Consider the following 14884-nt stretch of genomic DNA (forward strand, 5'->3'; position numbering starts at 1 on the left):
GCTCAGGGACGGATTTCAACCTCCGTCCCGATTTCTGCCAGGCGCCACAGCGTTTCCATCTGTTCATTGGTGACAGCGATGCAGCCGGCGGTCCAGTCGCCGGGCAGGGTGATCAGATTGCCCACGGAATTCGGCTGCCCATGAATGAAGATGTCGCCGCCGGGGCTGACCCCGGCCGCTTGGGCCTGCTTCCTGTCTTCGGGCTGCGGATAGTTGATTCCCAGCGACAGATGATAGGCACTGTTGGGGTTGCGCCGGTCGATCAGGAATGTGCCTTCGGGCGTTTTGCCGTCACCTTCCTGAAACTTGTCACCTGCCGGTTCGAACCCTAGCGCGATAGGAAATTCCAGCACCGTCTCACCCTCCCGGCTGGCGGTCAGGCGGCGGGCTGATTTCTCAATCAGGATGCGGTCGATCCGCTCCACCGCCGCGGCCTGCGGCGGCGGTGCGGGCCGTGGCGCAAAAGCCTGCCAGGCGGCCCAGGCGGCGCCGGTCAGAACAACCAGCGCCAGCAGGCGCAACAGGCGCTTCATGGTTATTGCAGGTCCGAGAAGGCTACAGTCAGGCGGCGGCAGGCTTCCTCCACCCGCGACCGCTGGGTGGCCAGGTTGAACCGCTCCATGAACTCCCCCCCTGTGCCAAAGCCGTCGCCGGGCGAGGTGGCGATCTTGGCGTCTTCGCGCAGCCGCTTGATGAATTCCTCGCGGCTCATACCGGTGCCGGAGAAATCCACCCAGGCCAGATAGGTCGATTGCAGCGGCAGTGATCTCAGCCCCGGCAGGGCGTTCACGGTCTCGTCAAACAGTCTTCGGTTGCCTTCCAGGTGGGCGATCTGGGCGTCGACCCATTCGGCGCCCTCGGGGGAATACGCGGCGGTGATCATCGCAACACCAAGCGCGCTGGGATCATAGTCCAGCGTGTTCTGCCGGTGCCGCATTGCGGCGCGCAACGCTGGGTCTGGAATGATCATGTTACCGGTCCGCTGGCCGGCAATGTTGAAGGTTTTCGAGGGCGCAGTCAGCGTCACTGTCCAGGCACGTGCGTCGGGGGCCGCCACGTCCATCGGCACAAAAGTGCTGCCAGAATAGACCAGATCATGATGGATCTCGTCGGAGATCAGAATCAACCCGTTGCGCTTGGCAAACTCTGCCACTGCGCGCAGTTCGCCGGCGGTCCAGACCCGGCCTGAGGGGTTCTGCGGCGAGCACCACAACAGCAGCTTCTCGGTTCCGTTCAGGCGCGATTGCGCATCGTCGAGGTCCAGATTGTAGGTGTCGCCGTCGCGCGCCAGCGGGCATTCGGTAACCTTGCGCCCCGACTTGTTCACCTTGTGCGCAAATTCATGATAAACGGGCGAGAAGATAACAGCGCCATCACCGGGCTGGCTCCAGACATCCAGGCAGAGGGCAATGGCATTGCCCAGCCCTTGCGATGTCAGTATCCAATCAGTTTCAATGTCCCAGCTGTGCCGGGTCTTCATCCACCATTGAACTGCCTGCAGATACTCCGGGTGCTGCCAGGAATAGCCGAAGACACCATGTTCGGCTGCGGCTTTGACGGCATCAATCACGCAAGGGGCGGTCTCGTAGTCGGAATCTGCCGTCCACATCGCCAGACCGTCCTGCGCCGGGATGCCGTACAGTTTTTCCATCTTGTCCCATTTCGAACTGTGAGTGCCGCAGCGGTCGGTTATTTTGTCAAAATTCATGTGGTGGATTCCCGTGTCGTTGCCCGTAACTTTGCTTGCGAAGCTAGTCACTGCAGCGGCACGCGCAAGGGGGCGTTGCGATGGCGCGGCTGATCGCATACATGAAGCGCATGAAACGACCGATCCTGATCCATCCCGATCCCCGCCTGAAAAAGGTCTGCGTGCCCGTGCCGGACCTGAGCGATGACTTGCGCGTGCTGGCGGATGATATGCTGGAAACCATGTATGCAGCCCCCGGCATTGGCCTGGCGGCGCCGCAGATCGGTATTCTGCAACGGCTGATCGTGCTGGATTGCATCAAGGAAGAGGACGGCGAAGCGCGCCCCTTGGTGATGTTCAACCCGCAGGTTCTGTCGTCCTCGGACGACACCAACGTTTATGAAGAAGGCTGCCTATCGATCCCGGACCAGTATGCCGAAGTGACCCGTCCCAGGGTCGTAGAAGTCGAATGGATGGATCGCGATGGCAATGCGCAGCGTGAAACGTTTGACGGGCTGTGGGCCACCTGTGTGCAGCATGAGATCGACCACTTGAACGGCAAGCTGTTCATCGATTACCTGAAACCGCTGAAGCGCCAGATGATCACCCGCAAGATGCAGAAGCTGAAGCGCGAACGCGCCCGCGCCTGAGGAAACATCAGACATGACCGTCCGCACCTGCCTGCCCTGGCCTGACAAGCGCCTGCGCACCAAGGCCGAAGAAGTAAGCGAAATCACCAGTGAGATTCGTGAAATCTGGAACGACATGGTTGATACTATGGACGCGATGCCGGGCGTGGGCCTGGCTGCTCCCCAGATCGGCGCGATGCTGCGGCTGGCAGTGGTGGACGGCTCCACCGAACGCGGACGCGCGGTGAAGCTGGCCAATCCGGAGATCCTGCATTCCTCGATCGAACTGCGCGAGCATGACGAAGCCAGCCCCAACCTGCCGGGCGTCTCAGCCAAGATCAAACGCCCGCGTGCTGTGACCGTCCGTTTCATCAACGAACAGGGCATGGTGGACCGCAAGGATTTTATCGGGATTGAGGCCACCTCGGTACAGCATCAGATCGATCATCTGAACGGCAGGATGTATTTCGACCGTCTAAGCAAGGTGAAGCGCGACATGCTGATCCGCAAGGCGAAAAAGCTGAACGGCTGAGGCCGGATTTCATTTCCCGGGCCGCTTGGGCCCGGTTCGCGCCCGGCCCCGTCCCCAGGGCGGACGCGGATCTGCCTACAGCCCGTCTTGACGGCTGCGGGCAGGGCAACCGGGGCAGGGGATGCAGATGCGTATTATCTTCATGGGAACGCCTGATTTTTCGGTGCCGGTGCTGGATGCCCTGGTCGATGCAGGACACGAAATTGCCGCCGTTTACTGCCAGCCTCCCCGGCCTGCAGGCCGCGGCAAGAAGGACCGGCCCGCACCCGTCCACGCCCGCGCCGCGGCCTTGGGGCTGGAAGTGCGCCATCCAGTTTCTCTGAAAGGGACAGAAGAACAGGAAGCCTTTGCGGCTTTGAATGCGGATGTGGCGGTGGTTGTGGCCTATGGTCTGATCCTGCCGCAAGCGGTTCTGGATGCGCCCGCGCATGGCTGCCTGAACATCCACGCCAGCCTCTTGCCGCGCTGGCGCGGGGCGGCTCCGATCCACCGGGCGATCATGGCAGGCGACGCCGAAACCGGCATCTGCATCATGCAGATGGAAGCAGGGCTCGACACCGGGCCGGTGCTGCTGCGTAAGGCTACCGCAGTCGGGGACGGGGAAACCACCGCCCAGCTGCATGACCGGCTGTCGGAAATGGGCGCTGCGCTGATCGTGGACGCCCTGAGCCGCCTGGCAGAGCTGACGCCTGAGGTGCAGCCGGAGGCGGGCGTTACCTATGCCGAAAAGATCGACAAAGGCGAAGCGCAGATAAACTGGACCCGTCCGGCGGCTGAAGTGGACCGTCAGATCCGCGGGCTGTCGCCCTTCCCCGGCGCCTGGTGCGAAATCAAGGGCCAGCGGGTCAAGCTGCTGGCCTCAAAGCTGGCAGAGGGCCATGGCGCGCCGGGCGAAGTTCTGGATGACAATCTGACAATCGCTTGCGGGTCCGGCGCGGTCCAGCTGTTGCGCTTGCAACGGGCAGGTAAAAGCGCGCAGGATCCTGAAGTATTCTTACGTGGCTACCCTGTTTCGAAGGGCTGCCGCCTGTAACCGGGAACCCGGCATGATTCTGACCTTGATGGGCACCGTGGTGATTGCCGGTATTGTCGGCTACGCTTCTGAACGCAGCGGCTTTACCAGCAATGGCTATGTGCCATCGATCATCATTTGCACTGGTGGTGCGTTCCTGTTCTATTTCATGCGGCTGATGTTCGGCATCGGCTTCAGCGCGCCGGGCTGGAATGCGATTGCCTCTTCCGTCGGGGCCTTGGTGATCGTGCCGACCCATTGGCGCAGATAGGGAGATTGCTATGCCCGTTCTTGCTCTGATCATCATCGGCGCCGCGGCCGGTTTCCTGGCGACCCGGCTGATGCGGCTTGAAACCGATATCATCACAACTGTTGTGATCGGCATGGCCGGTGCATTGATCGGCGGGCTGGTGCTGCGTGCCCTGCTGGCGGTCATGGGGTTCATGGCCGGTTTTGCCGGCGCGGTACTGGGTGCTTTGGTGCTGATCTGGCTTTGGCAGCGCTACCTGGGCAAGTAATCCCGGCTGAGGTACGCAGGCCACAGCCAAAGGGAGAACGGGCGATTTCTGCTGCACCGGGCCGCTGAATGAATACAATATCTCAACCGCTGAGCAACGCGGTGGAAAATCGAGGCAGAGGGCATTTGCAGATGACACAGGACAGCGGCCAGCCCGGCGCGCCGAACGTGGTGGTTGTGACCACCATGAAAGATGAAGGCGCTTACATTCTCGACTGGATCAGCCACTACAAATCCATTGGTGTCAGCGATTTTGTCATCTTCACCAATGAGTGCTCGGATCCCACGGACCACATCCTGCGCTGCCTGCACCGGATGGGTGTAATCGAACACCGGTTCAGCCGGGTGGTGCGCCGCGGCCCGCACAAAAGCGCACTGATGTGGGCGGAATACGAGCCCAAGGTGAACAATGCTGACTGGGTTCTGGTGATCGACGTCGATGAATATCTGCAGATCAATTCCGGTGACGGCACGTTGCCGGGGCTGCTGGCAGAGCGGGCGGATGCAGATGCGGTTTCCTTTGTTTGGCGCATTTTCGGCAATGCAGGGGTTGGGACTGTGGACCATCCCCCGGTGCCGCAGGCCTTTGTGCTGGCTGAACCTGCGGCGGGGCTCCCGGACGAACACCGGTTCTTTAAGACCGCGTTCCGCAAAAATGGAAAATTCACCCGTATGGGGGTTCACCGCCCTTTTCTTGCGGACACGGCGGGCGAGGTGAACTGGCAGCTTGCCGATGGCACACGCCTGCCGGAAGATGAGCTGGAAGGCGCGCTGTACGTGCGCGGCGGCTACGGCTATTCCGCAGCGCAGCTCAACCACTATGCGCTGCGCTCCCGTGACGGGTTCCTGAACAAGAAAGCCCGCGGCCGGGCAAACCACTTCACCTCCTCCATTGAACCAAGCTACTGGCATAAGTTTGACAGGAATGAAGAAGAAGACCGGCGGCTGGCGGACAATTTCTCAGCCGCGCTGCAGATCAAGGAAGATCTGCTGCAAGACGCCAATCTGCGGGAATACCATGAAATGGCGCTGGTCTGGCATCGGCGCAAGGGCCGGAAAGCCAGGATCAGCAAGGACGGCCAGGAGTTTCTGAACTCGTTGGCTGACAGCCGCAAAACCGCTTGATTGCGGCTGATTGGTAGCCGGTGCCGCCAGATTGAGCAGACTTGCTCCGCAGCAGCCGCGTATCTGATTGCGCTGGTGACAGTTTCCGGATCCGGGTTGTGAAGACTGGGTTCACAATCAGGTATTTCCGGTTGATTGGAGGAGGCGCCCATTGCTCTGACCGCAAGCCGGCCTTAACTGCGCGGCGGGCGGCTTTTGTAGACAGGCAGGTGCCAGCCGAACAGGATGGAACCTGCCCGCAAGGTCCAGCACACACCGGCGCAGGCCAGCAGGGCAAACCGCACCTCCAGCCCCAGCCAGATCATCATAACGGCGGTGATCGCGCCTGCCATGGCGCAGGAGATGTACAGCTCACCCTGTTTCAGCACCAATGGCACCTCGTTGCAGACGACGTCGCGCATCAAACCGCCCATGGTTCCGGTGGCCATGCCCATCAGCACGGTGATCACCGGCGGGCTGTCCAGCGCCAGCGCGGCACCTGTCCCCGCGGGGACAGCTACGGCCAGCGCAAAACTGTCGAGCCACACGACCCAGCGCAACCGGCTTTCCAGCAGATGCGCAGAGAAGAACACGGCCACCGCCGCAAAAGCCGCAAGCAGGATGTAATTCGGGTTGCCGATCCAAAACACCGGATTGCGATCCAAAAGCAAGTCGCGCAGCGTGCCGCCGCCAAGCGCAGTCAGGCAGGCAACAAAGGCAAAGCCGACGATATCCAGCTGTGCCCGGCTGGCCACCAGTGCGCCGGACAGGGCAAAGACCAGAACAGAAGCGTAATCCAGCAGCGCCAGAAATGTCATAGTCGGTGCGCTTGCATCAGGCGCTTTTCTTTTTCTTGAAGGGCGCCATGCCCGCGCGGGCCAGCTCATCCGCGCGTTCGTTCTCCGGGTGGCCAGCGTGGCCCTTGACCCATTCCCAAGTCACTTTGTGGCGGGCTTGCGCTTCGTCCAGGCGCTGCCACAGCTCGACGTTTTTGACCGGCTTCTTGCTGGAGGTTTTCCAGCCGTTTCTCTTCCAGCCGAAGATCCAGCCGGTGACGCCGTTCTTCACATAGGCCGAGTCGGTCACCACGGTGAGCGTGGACGGGCGCGCCAGGCTTTCCAGCGCGTTAATCGCCGCCAGCAGCTCCATCCGGTTGTTGGTGGTTTCGGCTTCGCCCCCCTTCAGTTCTTTCTCCTTGACGACGGTGTCTCCATCCATCGCACGCAGCAACGCACCCCATCCGCCGGGGCCGGGGTTGCCGGAGCAGGCGCCGTCGGTATAGGCAAACAGCTCAGCCATGGGCGGTCACCAGAATGAAGGGGGCCATGGTGCCATCCAGGCCCTCAGCCTCGCCGAATTTGCGGGTTTTCACGTCAAAGCCAGTCTGTTCCAGAAGCTGCACCAGTTCGTCCTCGGAGTAATAGGTATAGAGGCGGCCAATACCGTCGCGGGCTTCGCCTTCCCCCAGTTTCATGCCGATGTGAAACACACCGCCGGGTTTCAGCGCCTGCTTGAGGGCTGCCAGATGCCGGGGCATATCGGCGCGCGGGGCGTGCAGTAAGCTGAAATTGGCCCAGATGCCATCATAGACCCCGGTGCCCCCGATCTGATCGAAGGTCGCCCGGCGGGCGTTGACGCCAGCATGCTGGTCCGCCAATGCGACCATCTCTGCAGAGGCGTCCAGCGCGTCAGCTTGCAGACCGGATTGGGCCATGGCCGCAGCGGAGATACCGGGGCCGCAGCCGAGGTCAAGCACCCGGCCACCCTTGGGGCAGGCTTCGATGAAGGCCGCCAGGCTTGGGTCGTTTCCGGCTTGCTCATCTGTCAGCGCGGCATAATCGGCAGCGCGGCTGTCGTAGACGCGGATGGTTTCAGAATCGGTCATACTGCGGTCTCCGGAGGCTCAGGCGCGTTCCAGCGCTAGCCGGGCGGCGAGGCCTGCAAACACGGCAGCAAAGCCGCGGCTCATCCATTTCAGCACCCGCTCGCTGTTCAGCAGATAATTGCGGGCCTGTGCGGCAAACAGCCCGTAGAACACAAAAATAACGAAGGTCATCATCATGAACACCAGCCCCAGAACGGACATCTCCAGTGTTGCGCTGGCGGGGGTGCCGCTCAGGAACGGCGGGAGCAGGGCCAGAAAGAACACCGACAGTTTGGGGTTCAGAATGTTGATCAGCGCTCCGCGCCAGGCGATGGTCCAGCCGGGCTGGCTGGTTCGCTTTGAACTGACGGCCAGGACGCCGCCGCTGCGCAGGGCCTGCCAGGCCAGATAAAGCAGATAGGCAACGCCTGCGGCCTTGACGATCTGGAACAGCAGCGCCGAGCTGTGCAGAACCGCCGCCAGCCCGAGGGTCGCAGCAGCCAGGTGCGGAAGAATGCCGAAGGTGCAGCCAAGCGCGGCCCAGATCGCAGCGCGGCGGCCTTGGCCGAGGCCCAGGGCCAATGTGTAAATGACGCCGGTACCCGGGGCGAGGACAACAACAAAGGCGGTGATCAGAAATTGCAGAGTAATCATCAATGCGGCTCCAGAAAAAATGTCCGAGTGCTTTTGGGTAACATGATTAGCGTAGCGCAGGTGTGTTTTCTGTGACTTTCGCCGCAATCCGGCCGCGTTTCGTCAGGCGGTTTCGCGCAACACCTTGGGCACCTTGAATTCCACGGTTTCGACAGCGGTTTCCACCACCTCGACCGTCACGTCATAGCGGGTGCGGAAGGCGTCGATCACTTCGTTGACCAGCAGTTCCGGGGCGGAAGCGCCGGCGGTGATGGCAACCGAGCTGATGCCCTCCAGCGCGCGCCAGTCGATGTTGTCCGCGCGTTGCACCAATTGGGCGTAATCGCAGCCATTTTTGGCGCCGACTTCGACCAGGCGGCGGGAATTCGAGGAGTTCGGCGCCCCGACCACCAGCAGAGCGTCTGCTTTGGGCGCCACCGATTTCACCGCTTCCTGGCGGTTGGTGGTGGCGTAGCAGATATCTTCCTTGTGCGGGCCGGTAATGTTCGGGAACCGCTGGTGCAACGCTGCCACGATGCCCTTGGTGTCATCGACCGACAGGGTGGTCTGGGTGACATAGGCCAGCTGATCCGGGTCGCGCACGTCCACCGCAGCCACGTCCTCGACGGTTTCCACCAGCAGCACCTCGCCGTCGGGCAGCTGTCCCATGGTGCCAATGGTTTCCGGGTGGCCCTTGTGGCCTATCATGATCATCTGCAGGCCGGCTTCAGCGTGGCGCTGGGCCTCGATATGCACCTTGGAGACCAGCGGGCAGGTGGCATCGACAAAGATCATCTCGCGCGCTTTGGCAGCGGCAGGCACCGATTTGGGAACCCCGTGGGCGGAAAAAATCACCGGGCGGTCATCGGGGCATTCGTCCAACTCCTCGACAAACACCGCGCCCTTGTCGCGCAACGAGTCGACGACGAATTTATTGTGGACGATTTCGTGGCGCACATAGACCGGCGCCCCCCATTTCCCGATCGCCATTTCGACAATCTTGATGGCGCGGTCCACTCCGGCGCAAAAGCCGCGCGGCGCAGCAAGGTAGAGTGTCAGGGCTGGCTTGGTCATTGGCGTCTCCTTGCGGCCAGAGGTAAGCGGTTCGGGCCGCAAGGTCCAGTGCCGGCGCGGCCGCAGCCGGTGCCTGCGGAACTTGCCGCGGCGGCCGGCCGCAAAAAGGCCGGACGGGCCGCGCGGACAGCGGTGATTGTATGAAAAAGACAATTTTTGCTTCTAACAGGCAGAGGCTAGCGCAGCCGTTCAGACGGCCCCAGCCAAGCTCAAAGCAGCTTATTGATGCCGGCGGATCTACCAATGCAGAGCATTTCCGGCACGCTGGATGCGCCACACGCAACAATACGGGCAACCCGCCACAATCAGATCAATAATCAGGCGGGGGAACGCGCTGTCCGGAACAGGGCGCCACCCCATCAGGCGCCTTGTTCCGGCAGGTTTTTCTTAGCCGTGCGCGGCGGTCGCTGAACGCGGTTCGCTTTGCTCACGCGGCGGGCGGCCGATGACATCGCGCAGTTCTTCCAGCTCGATGAAATTGTCAGCCTGGCGGCGCAGATCGTCCGAGATCATAGGCGGCTGGCTGCGGATGGTAGACACCACCGAGACACGCACACCCTGGCGCTGCAGGCTGGCAATCAGCGGGCGGAAATCGCCATCGCCCGAGAACAGCACGATATGGTCCACCCGCGGGGCCAATTCCATGGCATCGACGGTAAGCTCGATATCCATGTTGCCTTTGACTTTGCGGCGGCCCATGCTGTCGGTGTATTCCTTGGCCGGTTTGGTGACCATGGTGAAGCCGTTGTAATGCAGCCAGTCGACCAGAGGGCGGATCGGTGAATACTCGTCATTCTCCAGCAGGGCAGTGTAATAAAAGGCCCGCAGAAGCTTGCCGCGGCGCATGAATTCCTGCCGCAAAAGCTTATAGTCGATGTCAAACCCAAGCGCCTTAGCTGCGGCGTACAGGTTCGACCCGTCTATGAACAGCGCAAGCCGTTCGTCTTTATAAAACATAAAATGTTCCTTCCGGTATAACCGTCCCGGCCGGGTGTTCCGTGAGTGAGTGCTTGAAATCAGCGGGACGGGTGGACTTAATGTAAGTTATTTGTCATCTGCCGCAAGTATACTGCCATTCTGAAATAGGGTCAAAAATGGCCGGAAACCGGAAAACGTCGCTCATCGCGCTTGGCGGCAACCTGCCTGTTGAGGCGGATGCGCCGCAAGCCACCTTGTCAAAGGCTCTTGCCGCTTTGCAATCGGATGATGTTGTGCTGCGCTGCATCTCGCGGTTCTTTCAGACACCCTGTTTTCCGGCAGGCGCCGGGCCGGATTATGTGAACGCAGCGGTTGCGGTTGAGACGTCCTTGTCCGCGCACGCGCTGCTGGCGCGCTTGCATGAAATTGAAGCGCAGTTTGCGCGGGTGCGCGAGCAGCGCTGGGGGATGCGTACGCTTGATCTGGATCTGATTGACCATGGCGGCGCGGTGCTGCCGGATGCGGACGGGTTTGCCCGCTGGCAGGGGCTGCCGCTGGAGACCCAGATGCGGCAGGCGCCAGGGCAGCTGATCCTGCCGCATCCGCGCATTCAGGACCGCGCCTTTGTGCTGGTGCCGCTTTGCGATATTGCGCCGCGCTGGCGCCACCCGGTGCTGCAGAAAACTGCCGCCGGGCTGCTCGCGGAATTGCCACCGGAAGATGTGGCAGAGGTCACGCCGTTGCTGGTCGCGTGATGCGGTGTTTTCCGCTCTTGTCAAGGGAAAGGTTTGGGCGTAAATGTCTGCCTTCTGGACCCGGAATGATATGGAGAGTCGCTGATGGCCCGCGTGACGGTTGAAGATTGCGTCGATAAAGTGCCCAACCGCTTTGAGCTGGTGATGCTGGCAGCGCACCGTGCCCGCGAAATCTCGGCTGGTGCCCCGATCACCGTGGACCGCGACAACGACAAAAACCCGGTCGTTTCCTTGCGTGAAATCGCTGACGAGACACAAAGCGCAGACGATCTGCGTGAGCGTCTGATCGAAGGCAACCAGACTCAGATCGAAGTCGATGAGCCGGAAGAAGATTCGATGGCTCTGCTGATGGGCGCGGATCACGATAAGCCCGCCGATGACGATATGTCTGAAGAGAAACTGCTGCGCGCGCTGATGGAGGCCCAGGGCCAGGGCTGAGGCGTACGCTGACGAATTTGAGGCTGCGGACCGGACATGAACTCCCCCGATATTTCCGCTGGAGATCTGCTTGCTCTGGTCCGCAACTACAACCCAAAGACAAATGCGGACAGGATCGCCGAGGCTTATGCATTCGGCGAGCAGATGCATGAAGGGCAATACCGCCATTCGGGCGAACCCTATTTCACGCATCCGGTTGCCGTTGCCGCCATCCTGACCGAACAGCGCCTGGATGATGCAACAATCATCACCGCGCTTTTGCATGACACCATCGAAGACACCAAGGCCTCTTACGAGGAGGTCACCCGCCGTTTTGGCGATGAGGTGGCGATGCTGGTCGATGGCGTCACCAAACTGACCAATCTGCAGCTCAGCAGCCGCGAGACCAAGCAGGCTGAGAACTTCCGCAAGCTGTTCATGGCCATGTCCAAGGACCTGCGGGTTATCCTGGTCAAGCTTGCCGACCGGCTGCACAACATGCGCACAATCAAGGCGATGCGCCCGGAAAAGCAGGCCCAGAAGGCGCGCGAGACGATGGACATCTATGCGCCGCTGGCGGGCCGCATGGGGATGCAATGGATGCGCGAGGAGCTGGAGGATCTGGCCTTCCGCGTGCTTAACGCCGAAGGCCGCCAGTCGATCATCCGCCGCTTTGTGACCTTGCAGCGCGAAACCGGCGATGTGATCCACCGGATCACCGGCGACATGCGGCTGGAGCTGGAAAAGACCGGGATCGAGGCCGAAGTGTTCGGCCGCGCCAAGAAGCCCTATTCGATCTGGCGCAAGATGCAGGCCAAGGATCAGGGTTTTTCCCGGCTGTCGGACATTTATGGCTTTCGGGTGATCACCCTGTCGGAAGAAGACGCTTACCGCGCGCTGGGTGCCATCCACCAACGCTGGCGGGCGGTGCCGGGCCGGTTCAAGGATTACATCAGCCAGCCGAAATCGAACGGTTACCGCTCGATCCACACCACGGTGTCGGGCCGCGACGGCAAGCGGGTTGAGGTGCAGATCCGCACCCGGCAGATGCACGACGTGGCCGAAACCGGGGTTGCGGCGCATTGGTCCTACCGCGACGGTGTGCGCACCGAAAACCCCTTTGCCGTTGATCCGGCCAAGTGGATCGCCTCGCTGACTGAGCAATTCGATGCAGAGGATGATCACGACGAATTCCTCGAGGCGGTGAAGCTTGAGATGTATTCGGACCAGGTGTTCTGCTTTACGCCAAAGGGCGATGTGATCAAACTGCCCAAGGGCGCGACGCCGATCGACTTTGCCTATGCCATCCACACCCGCATCGGCCATGCCTGTGTCGGTGCCAAGGTAGACGGGATCCGGGTGCCGCTGTGGACCCGGCTGCGCAACGGCCAGTCTGTGGATGTGATCACCGCCGAGGGCCAGACCCCGCAGGTCAGCTGGCTGGAGATTGCCACCACCGGCAAGGCCCGCACTGCGATCCGCCGCGCCCTGCGCGAAGCGGACCGGGCGCGGTTTGTGAAGCTGGGCCATGAACTGGCACGCTCGGCTTTTGAACATGTCGGCAAGAAAGCCACCGACAAAGCGCTGGAAACCGCAGCGCGCGCCTTGCGGGCAGGCGGGGTGAACGAATTGCTGGCGCGGCTTGGCGCGGCAGAGATCACCGCGCATGACGTGGTGCAATCGGTTTATCCGGAACTGACCACCACTGGCGATGGCGACGAAATCTCTCCGCGCCGTGCGGTGGTCGGCCTGGAGCCGGGGCAAAGCTTTGAGCGCGCGCCCTGCTGCCAGCCGCTGCCGGGTGAGCGCATCATTGGTATTACCTACCGCGGCCGCGGGGTTGTCGTGCATGCTGCGGATTGCGACAAGCTGGGCGAGTTCGAGGACCAGCCGGAACGCTGGATGGATGTGCAGTGGCACAGCGGCACCCACCCGGCGGCCTATGGAACCACGCTTGAACTGACCATTGGCAATGACGCCGGTGTGCTGGGGCGCATTTGTACATTGATTGGCGAGAAAAAGGCCAATATCTCGGACCTTGAATTTGTCGACAGGAAACCAGACTTTTACCGGCTTATGATCAATGTGGAGCTGCGGGATGTGGAACAGCTGCACTCGCTGATGCTGACGCTTGAAGCCGAAAGCGATGTTGCCGCGGTGGCGCGGTTCCGGAACAAGCCGGAAGAACGCCATTTTCCGGGATAAGCCGCTGAAATTTTGAGCCGGGAACTGGGAAGGACGCACAGCTTTGGTATTCAGGCGCCGGGACAGACGTCCGCCCCTCCGGGCGCTGGCGAATTTTCTCTGGCCGCGCGGCGGCTGGGGAAGGGCGTTCCTGTATGTAAAGCACCGGGTGCGGCGCCTGCCTGATTCGCCCGAGCGCATCGCCCGCGGCATCTGGGCCGGAGTGTTCACCACTTTCACGCCTTTTTATGGGCTGCATTTTCTTGTGGCGGCGATCGTTTCCCGGCTGATGAACGGAAATATTCTTGCCTCGCTCAGCGCCACCTTCTTTGGCAACCCGCTGACCTATGTGCCGATCGGAGTGGCCTCGCTGCAGACCGGGCATTGGATCCTGGGCACCGAGTTCGACGAGGAAGTCGACAAATCCCTGATGGGTAAATTCATGGCGGCTGGCGGCGACCTGAAGGACAACCTGATTGCGCTGTTCAACGACCGGCCTGCCGATTGGCAGGGGCTGTATTTGTTCTACAACGAAGTGTTCTACCCTTACATGATCGGCGGCATCATCCCTGGCATAATCACCGCCACGGTCTGTTATGTGCTAAGCCTGCCGGTGATCCGCGTCTACCAGCAGCGCCGCCGGTCCAAGATCAAGGCGAAGTTCGAGGCAATCAAACAACGGGCAGAAGTCGGGACTGACGCCTGACCCGTGCAGCCGGATTGTACCATTATCACTTGCGGGGTTGCTCTTGCCGGGCTGGTGTCTAGTCTTTGGTTAAAGCATTGACTTCAGACGGATGAGACAGCTGTCATGACACAGAACAAATTGCGCCTGGGCGTAAACATCGACCATGTTGCCACCGTGCGCAACGCCCGCGGCGGTGCCTATCCGGATCCGATCCGCGCCGCGAAGCTGGCCGAGGAGGCTGGCGCCGACGGGATCACGGCGCATCTGCGCGAAGACCGCCGCCATATCACCGATGCAGATATCGACGGGTTGATGGAAGCGCTGACCGTGCCGCTGAATTTCGAGATGGCAGCGACCGAGGAAATGCAGAAGATCGCCCTGCGCCACAAGCCGCACGCGGTTTGCATCGTGCCGGAAAAACGCGAGGAACGCACAACCGAGGGCGGGCTCGAAGTCGCCCGTGAAGAAAACCGCCTGGCCCATTACATCGCACCCTTGCGCGATGCGGGCTGCCGGGTGTCGATCTTCATTGCGGCTGATAAAAAGCAGATCGAAGCGGCGCACCGGATCGGCGCCGAGGTGATCGAACTGCACACGGGCGCCTATTGCGACTATCACGCCGAGGGCAAGGCCGAGGACCGCGACCGCGAACTGGAAGCGCTGCGCGAGATGTCCGTTTTTGCCCATTCGCTGGGGCTGGAAGTGCATGCAGGTCATGGCCTCACCTATGAAACAGTAAAGCCGGTAGCGGCCTTTCCAGAAGTGAAGGAGCTGAACATCGGCCACTTCCTGATCGGTGAGGCGATGTTCCGCGGGCTGACCCCTGCAGTGCAGGAAATGCGCCGGCTGATGGATGATGCACGGGGGTAA

Annotated in this window: 19 protein-coding genes; 11 read left to right on the top strand and 8 right to left on the bottom strand. The window is 61.4% G+C overall.

All coding sequences use genetic code 11. The features are described from left to right. Window positions 1-2: 2 nt before the first annotated feature. Both K3555_RS00880 and K3555_RS00885 read right to left on the bottom strand, forming a co-directional pair. Window positions 3-533, bottom strand: coding sequence for a murein L,D-transpeptidase family protein (locus K3555_RS00880; RefSeq protein WP_259995242.1), 531 nt, complete (start codon window positions 531-533; stop codon window positions 3-5). 2 nt (window positions 534-535) lie between these two features. Then, the gene (locus K3555_RS00885; protein WP_260007059.1) at window positions 536-1708 is read right to left on the bottom strand and encodes a MalY/PatB family protein; all 1173 of its coding nucleotides are present in this window, start codon (window positions 1706-1708) and stop codon (window positions 536-538) included. Between the two features lie 110 nt (window positions 1709-1818). On the opposite strand from K3555_RS00885, the gene def (K3555_RS00890) reads away from it, so the two are divergent. From def (K3555_RS00890) to K3555_RS00915, 6 genes are all read left to right on the top strand, one after another. Next, a complete protein-coding gene (def, locus tag K3555_RS00890) occupies window positions 1819-2337 on the top strand; it encodes a peptide deformylase (RefSeq protein WP_260007060.1) in 519 nt (172 codons plus the stop codon). Window positions 2338-2350: 13 nt separating this feature from the next. After that, window positions 2351-2848, top strand: coding sequence for a peptide deformylase (gene def, locus K3555_RS00895; protein WP_260007061.1), 498 nt, complete (start codon window positions 2351-2353; stop codon window positions 2846-2848). Between the two features lie 127 nt (window positions 2849-2975). Next, window positions 2976-3881, top strand: coding sequence for a methionyl-tRNA formyltransferase (gene fmt / locus K3555_RS00900; RefSeq protein WP_260007063.1), 906 nt, complete (start codon window positions 2976-2978; stop codon window positions 3879-3881). Window positions 3882-3894: 13 nt separating this feature from the next. Then, a complete protein-coding gene (locus K3555_RS00905) occupies window positions 3895-4131 on the top strand; it encodes a hypothetical protein (protein ID WP_259989197.1) in 237 nt (78 codons plus the stop codon). A gap of 10 nt (window positions 4132-4141) precedes the next feature. After that, window positions 4142-4378: a GlsB/YeaQ/YmgE family stress response membrane protein gene (locus tag K3555_RS00910; protein WP_259989199.1), complete on the top strand. Its 237-nt coding sequence runs from the start codon at window positions 4142-4144 to the stop codon at window positions 4376-4378. Between the two features lie 131 nt (window positions 4379-4509). After that, window positions 4510-5502, top strand: coding sequence for a glycosyltransferase family 2 protein (locus tag K3555_RS00915; protein WP_260007065.1), 993 nt, complete (start codon window positions 4510-4512; stop codon window positions 5500-5502). 173 nt (window positions 5503-5675) lie between these two features. On the opposite strand, the gene K3555_RS00920 is transcribed toward K3555_RS00915, so the two are convergent. From K3555_RS00920 to K3555_RS00945, 6 genes are all read right to left on the bottom strand, one after another. Then, a complete protein-coding gene (locus K3555_RS00920; protein WP_259989204.1) occupies window positions 5676-6299 on the bottom strand; it encodes a trimeric intracellular cation channel family protein in 624 nt (207 codons plus the stop codon). Window positions 6300-6315: 16 nt separating this feature from the next. After that, a complete protein-coding gene (rnhA, locus tag K3555_RS00925) occupies window positions 6316-6780 on the bottom strand; it encodes a ribonuclease HI (RefSeq protein ID WP_134830827.1) in 465 nt (154 codons plus the stop codon). Then, window positions 6773-7366, bottom strand: coding sequence for a class I SAM-dependent methyltransferase (locus tag K3555_RS00930; protein WP_259989206.1), 594 nt, complete (start codon window positions 7364-7366; stop codon window positions 6773-6775). The genes rnhA and K3555_RS00930 overlap by 8 nt, the downstream gene beginning before the upstream one ends. Before the next feature lie 18 nt (window positions 7367-7384). After that, window positions 7385-7999 carry a LysE family translocator gene (locus K3555_RS00935; RefSeq protein ID WP_237455849.1) on the bottom strand — a complete coding sequence of 205 codons (615 nt, stop codon included), beginning with the start codon at window positions 7997-7999 and terminating at the stop codon, window positions 7385-7387. 102 nt (window positions 8000-8101) lie between these two features. Then, a complete protein-coding gene (gene ispH / locus K3555_RS00940; RefSeq protein WP_260007066.1) occupies window positions 8102-9052 on the bottom strand; it encodes a 4-hydroxy-3-methylbut-2-enyl diphosphate reductase in 951 nt (316 codons plus the stop codon). A 387-nt stretch (window positions 9053-9439) separates the two neighbouring features. Further along, window positions 9440-10009 (bottom strand): NYN domain-containing protein, encoded by a 570-nt coding sequence (locus tag K3555_RS00945; RefSeq protein WP_019296609.1) that lies wholly within the window; start codon window positions 10007-10009, stop codon window positions 9440-9442. 137 nt (window positions 10010-10146) lie between these two features. Between K3555_RS00945 and folK the strand changes: the two genes are divergently transcribed. The 5 genes from folK to K3555_RS00970 all read left to right on the top strand — a co-directional run bounded on the left by folK (window position 10147) and on the right by K3555_RS00970 (window position 14884). Continuing rightward, complete coding sequence (folK, locus tag K3555_RS00950; protein WP_260007067.1) at window positions 10147-10725, top strand: 2-amino-4-hydroxy-6-hydroxymethyldihydropteridine diphosphokinase; 579 nt, start codon at window positions 10147-10149, stop codon at window positions 10723-10725. An 84-nt stretch (window positions 10726-10809) separates the two neighbouring features. Next, entirely contained in the window at window positions 10810-11163 is a 354-nt protein-coding gene (gene rpoZ, locus K3555_RS00955) for a DNA-directed RNA polymerase subunit omega (protein WP_129369324.1), read from the top strand. A gap of 36 nt (window positions 11164-11199) precedes the next feature. Beyond that, window positions 11200-13347, top strand: coding sequence for a bifunctional (p)ppGpp synthetase/guanosine-3',5'-bis(diphosphate) 3'-pyrophosphohydrolase (locus K3555_RS00960; protein ID WP_259989214.1), 2148 nt, complete (start codon window positions 11200-11202; stop codon window positions 13345-13347). 43 nt (window positions 13348-13390) lie between these two features. After that, window positions 13391-14032: a DUF2062 domain-containing protein gene (locus K3555_RS00965; protein ID WP_259989215.1), complete on the top strand. Its 642-nt coding sequence runs from the start codon at window positions 13391-13393 to the stop codon at window positions 14030-14032. A 105-nt stretch (window positions 14033-14137) separates the two neighbouring features. Next, a complete protein-coding gene (locus K3555_RS00970) occupies window positions 14138-14884 on the top strand; it encodes a pyridoxine 5'-phosphate synthase (RefSeq protein WP_260007069.1) in 747 nt (248 codons plus the stop codon).

This window comes from Leisingera sp. M527, assembly GCF_025141525.1.
GTDB lineage: Bacteria > Pseudomonadota > Alphaproteobacteria > Rhodobacterales > Rhodobacteraceae > Leisingera.

Excerpts from the sequence above, each read along its gene's own strand:
- fmt (WP_260007063.1), top strand. The coding sequence starts at position 2,976 with ATGCGTATTATCTTCATGGGAACGCCTGATTTTTCGGTGCCGGTGCTG.
- K3555_RS00905 (WP_259989197.1), top strand. The coding sequence starts at position 3,895 with ATGATTCTGACCTTGATGGGCACCGTGGTGATTGCCGGTATTGTCGGC.
- K3555_RS00935 (WP_237455849.1), bottom strand. The coding sequence starts at position 7,999 with ATGATTACTCTGCAATTTCTGATCACCGCCTTTGTTGTTGTCCTCGCC.
- def (WP_260007061.1), top strand. The coding sequence starts at position 2,351 with ATGACCGTCCGCACCTGCCTGCCCTGGCCTGACAAGCGCCTGCGCACC.
- folK (WP_260007067.1), top strand. The coding sequence starts at position 10,147 with ATGGCCGGAAACCGGAAAACGTCGCTCATCGCGCTTGGCGGCAACCTG.
- K3555_RS00945 (WP_019296609.1), bottom strand. The coding sequence starts at position 10,009 with ATGTTTTATAAAGACGAACGGCTTGCGCTGTTCATAGACGGGTCGAAC.
- K3555_RS00880 (WP_259995242.1), bottom strand. The coding sequence starts at position 533 with ATGAAGCGCCTGTTGCGCCTGCTGGCGCTGGTTGTTCTGACCGGCGCC.
- K3555_RS00885 (WP_260007059.1), bottom strand. The coding sequence starts at position 1,708 with ATGAATTTTGACAAAATAACCGACCGCTGCGGCACTCACAGTTCGAAA.
- K3555_RS00910 (WP_259989199.1), top strand. The coding sequence starts at position 4,142 with ATGCCCGTTCTTGCTCTGATCATCATCGGCGCCGCGGCCGGTTTCCTG.
- K3555_RS00915 (WP_260007065.1), top strand. The coding sequence starts at position 4,510 with ATGACACAGGACAGCGGCCAGCCCGGCGCGCCGAACGTGGTGGTTGTG.
- K3555_RS00930 (WP_259989206.1), bottom strand. The coding sequence starts at position 7,366 with ATGACCGATTCTGAAACCATCCGCGTCTACGACAGCCGCGCTGCCGAT.
- K3555_RS00920 (WP_259989204.1), bottom strand. The coding sequence starts at position 6,299 with ATGACATTTCTGGCGCTGCTGGATTACGCTTCTGTTCTGGTCTTTGCC.
- rpoZ (WP_129369324.1), top strand. The coding sequence starts at position 10,810 with ATGGCCCGCGTGACGGTTGAAGATTGCGTCGATAAAGTGCCCAACCGC.
- K3555_RS00970 (WP_260007069.1), top strand. The coding sequence starts at position 14,138 with ATGACACAGAACAAATTGCGCCTGGGCGTAAACATCGACCATGTTGCC.
- ispH (WP_260007066.1), bottom strand. The coding sequence starts at position 9,052 with ATGACCAAGCCAGCCCTGACACTCTACCTTGCTGCGCCGCGCGGCTTT.
- def (WP_260007060.1), top strand. The coding sequence starts at position 1,819 with ATGAAACGACCGATCCTGATCCATCCCGATCCCCGCCTGAAAAAGGTC.
- rnhA (WP_134830827.1), bottom strand. The coding sequence starts at position 6,780 with ATGGCTGAGCTGTTTGCCTATACCGACGGCGCCTGCTCCGGCAACCCC.
- K3555_RS00960 (WP_259989214.1), top strand. The coding sequence starts at position 11,200 with ATGAACTCCCCCGATATTTCCGCTGGAGATCTGCTTGCTCTGGTCCGC.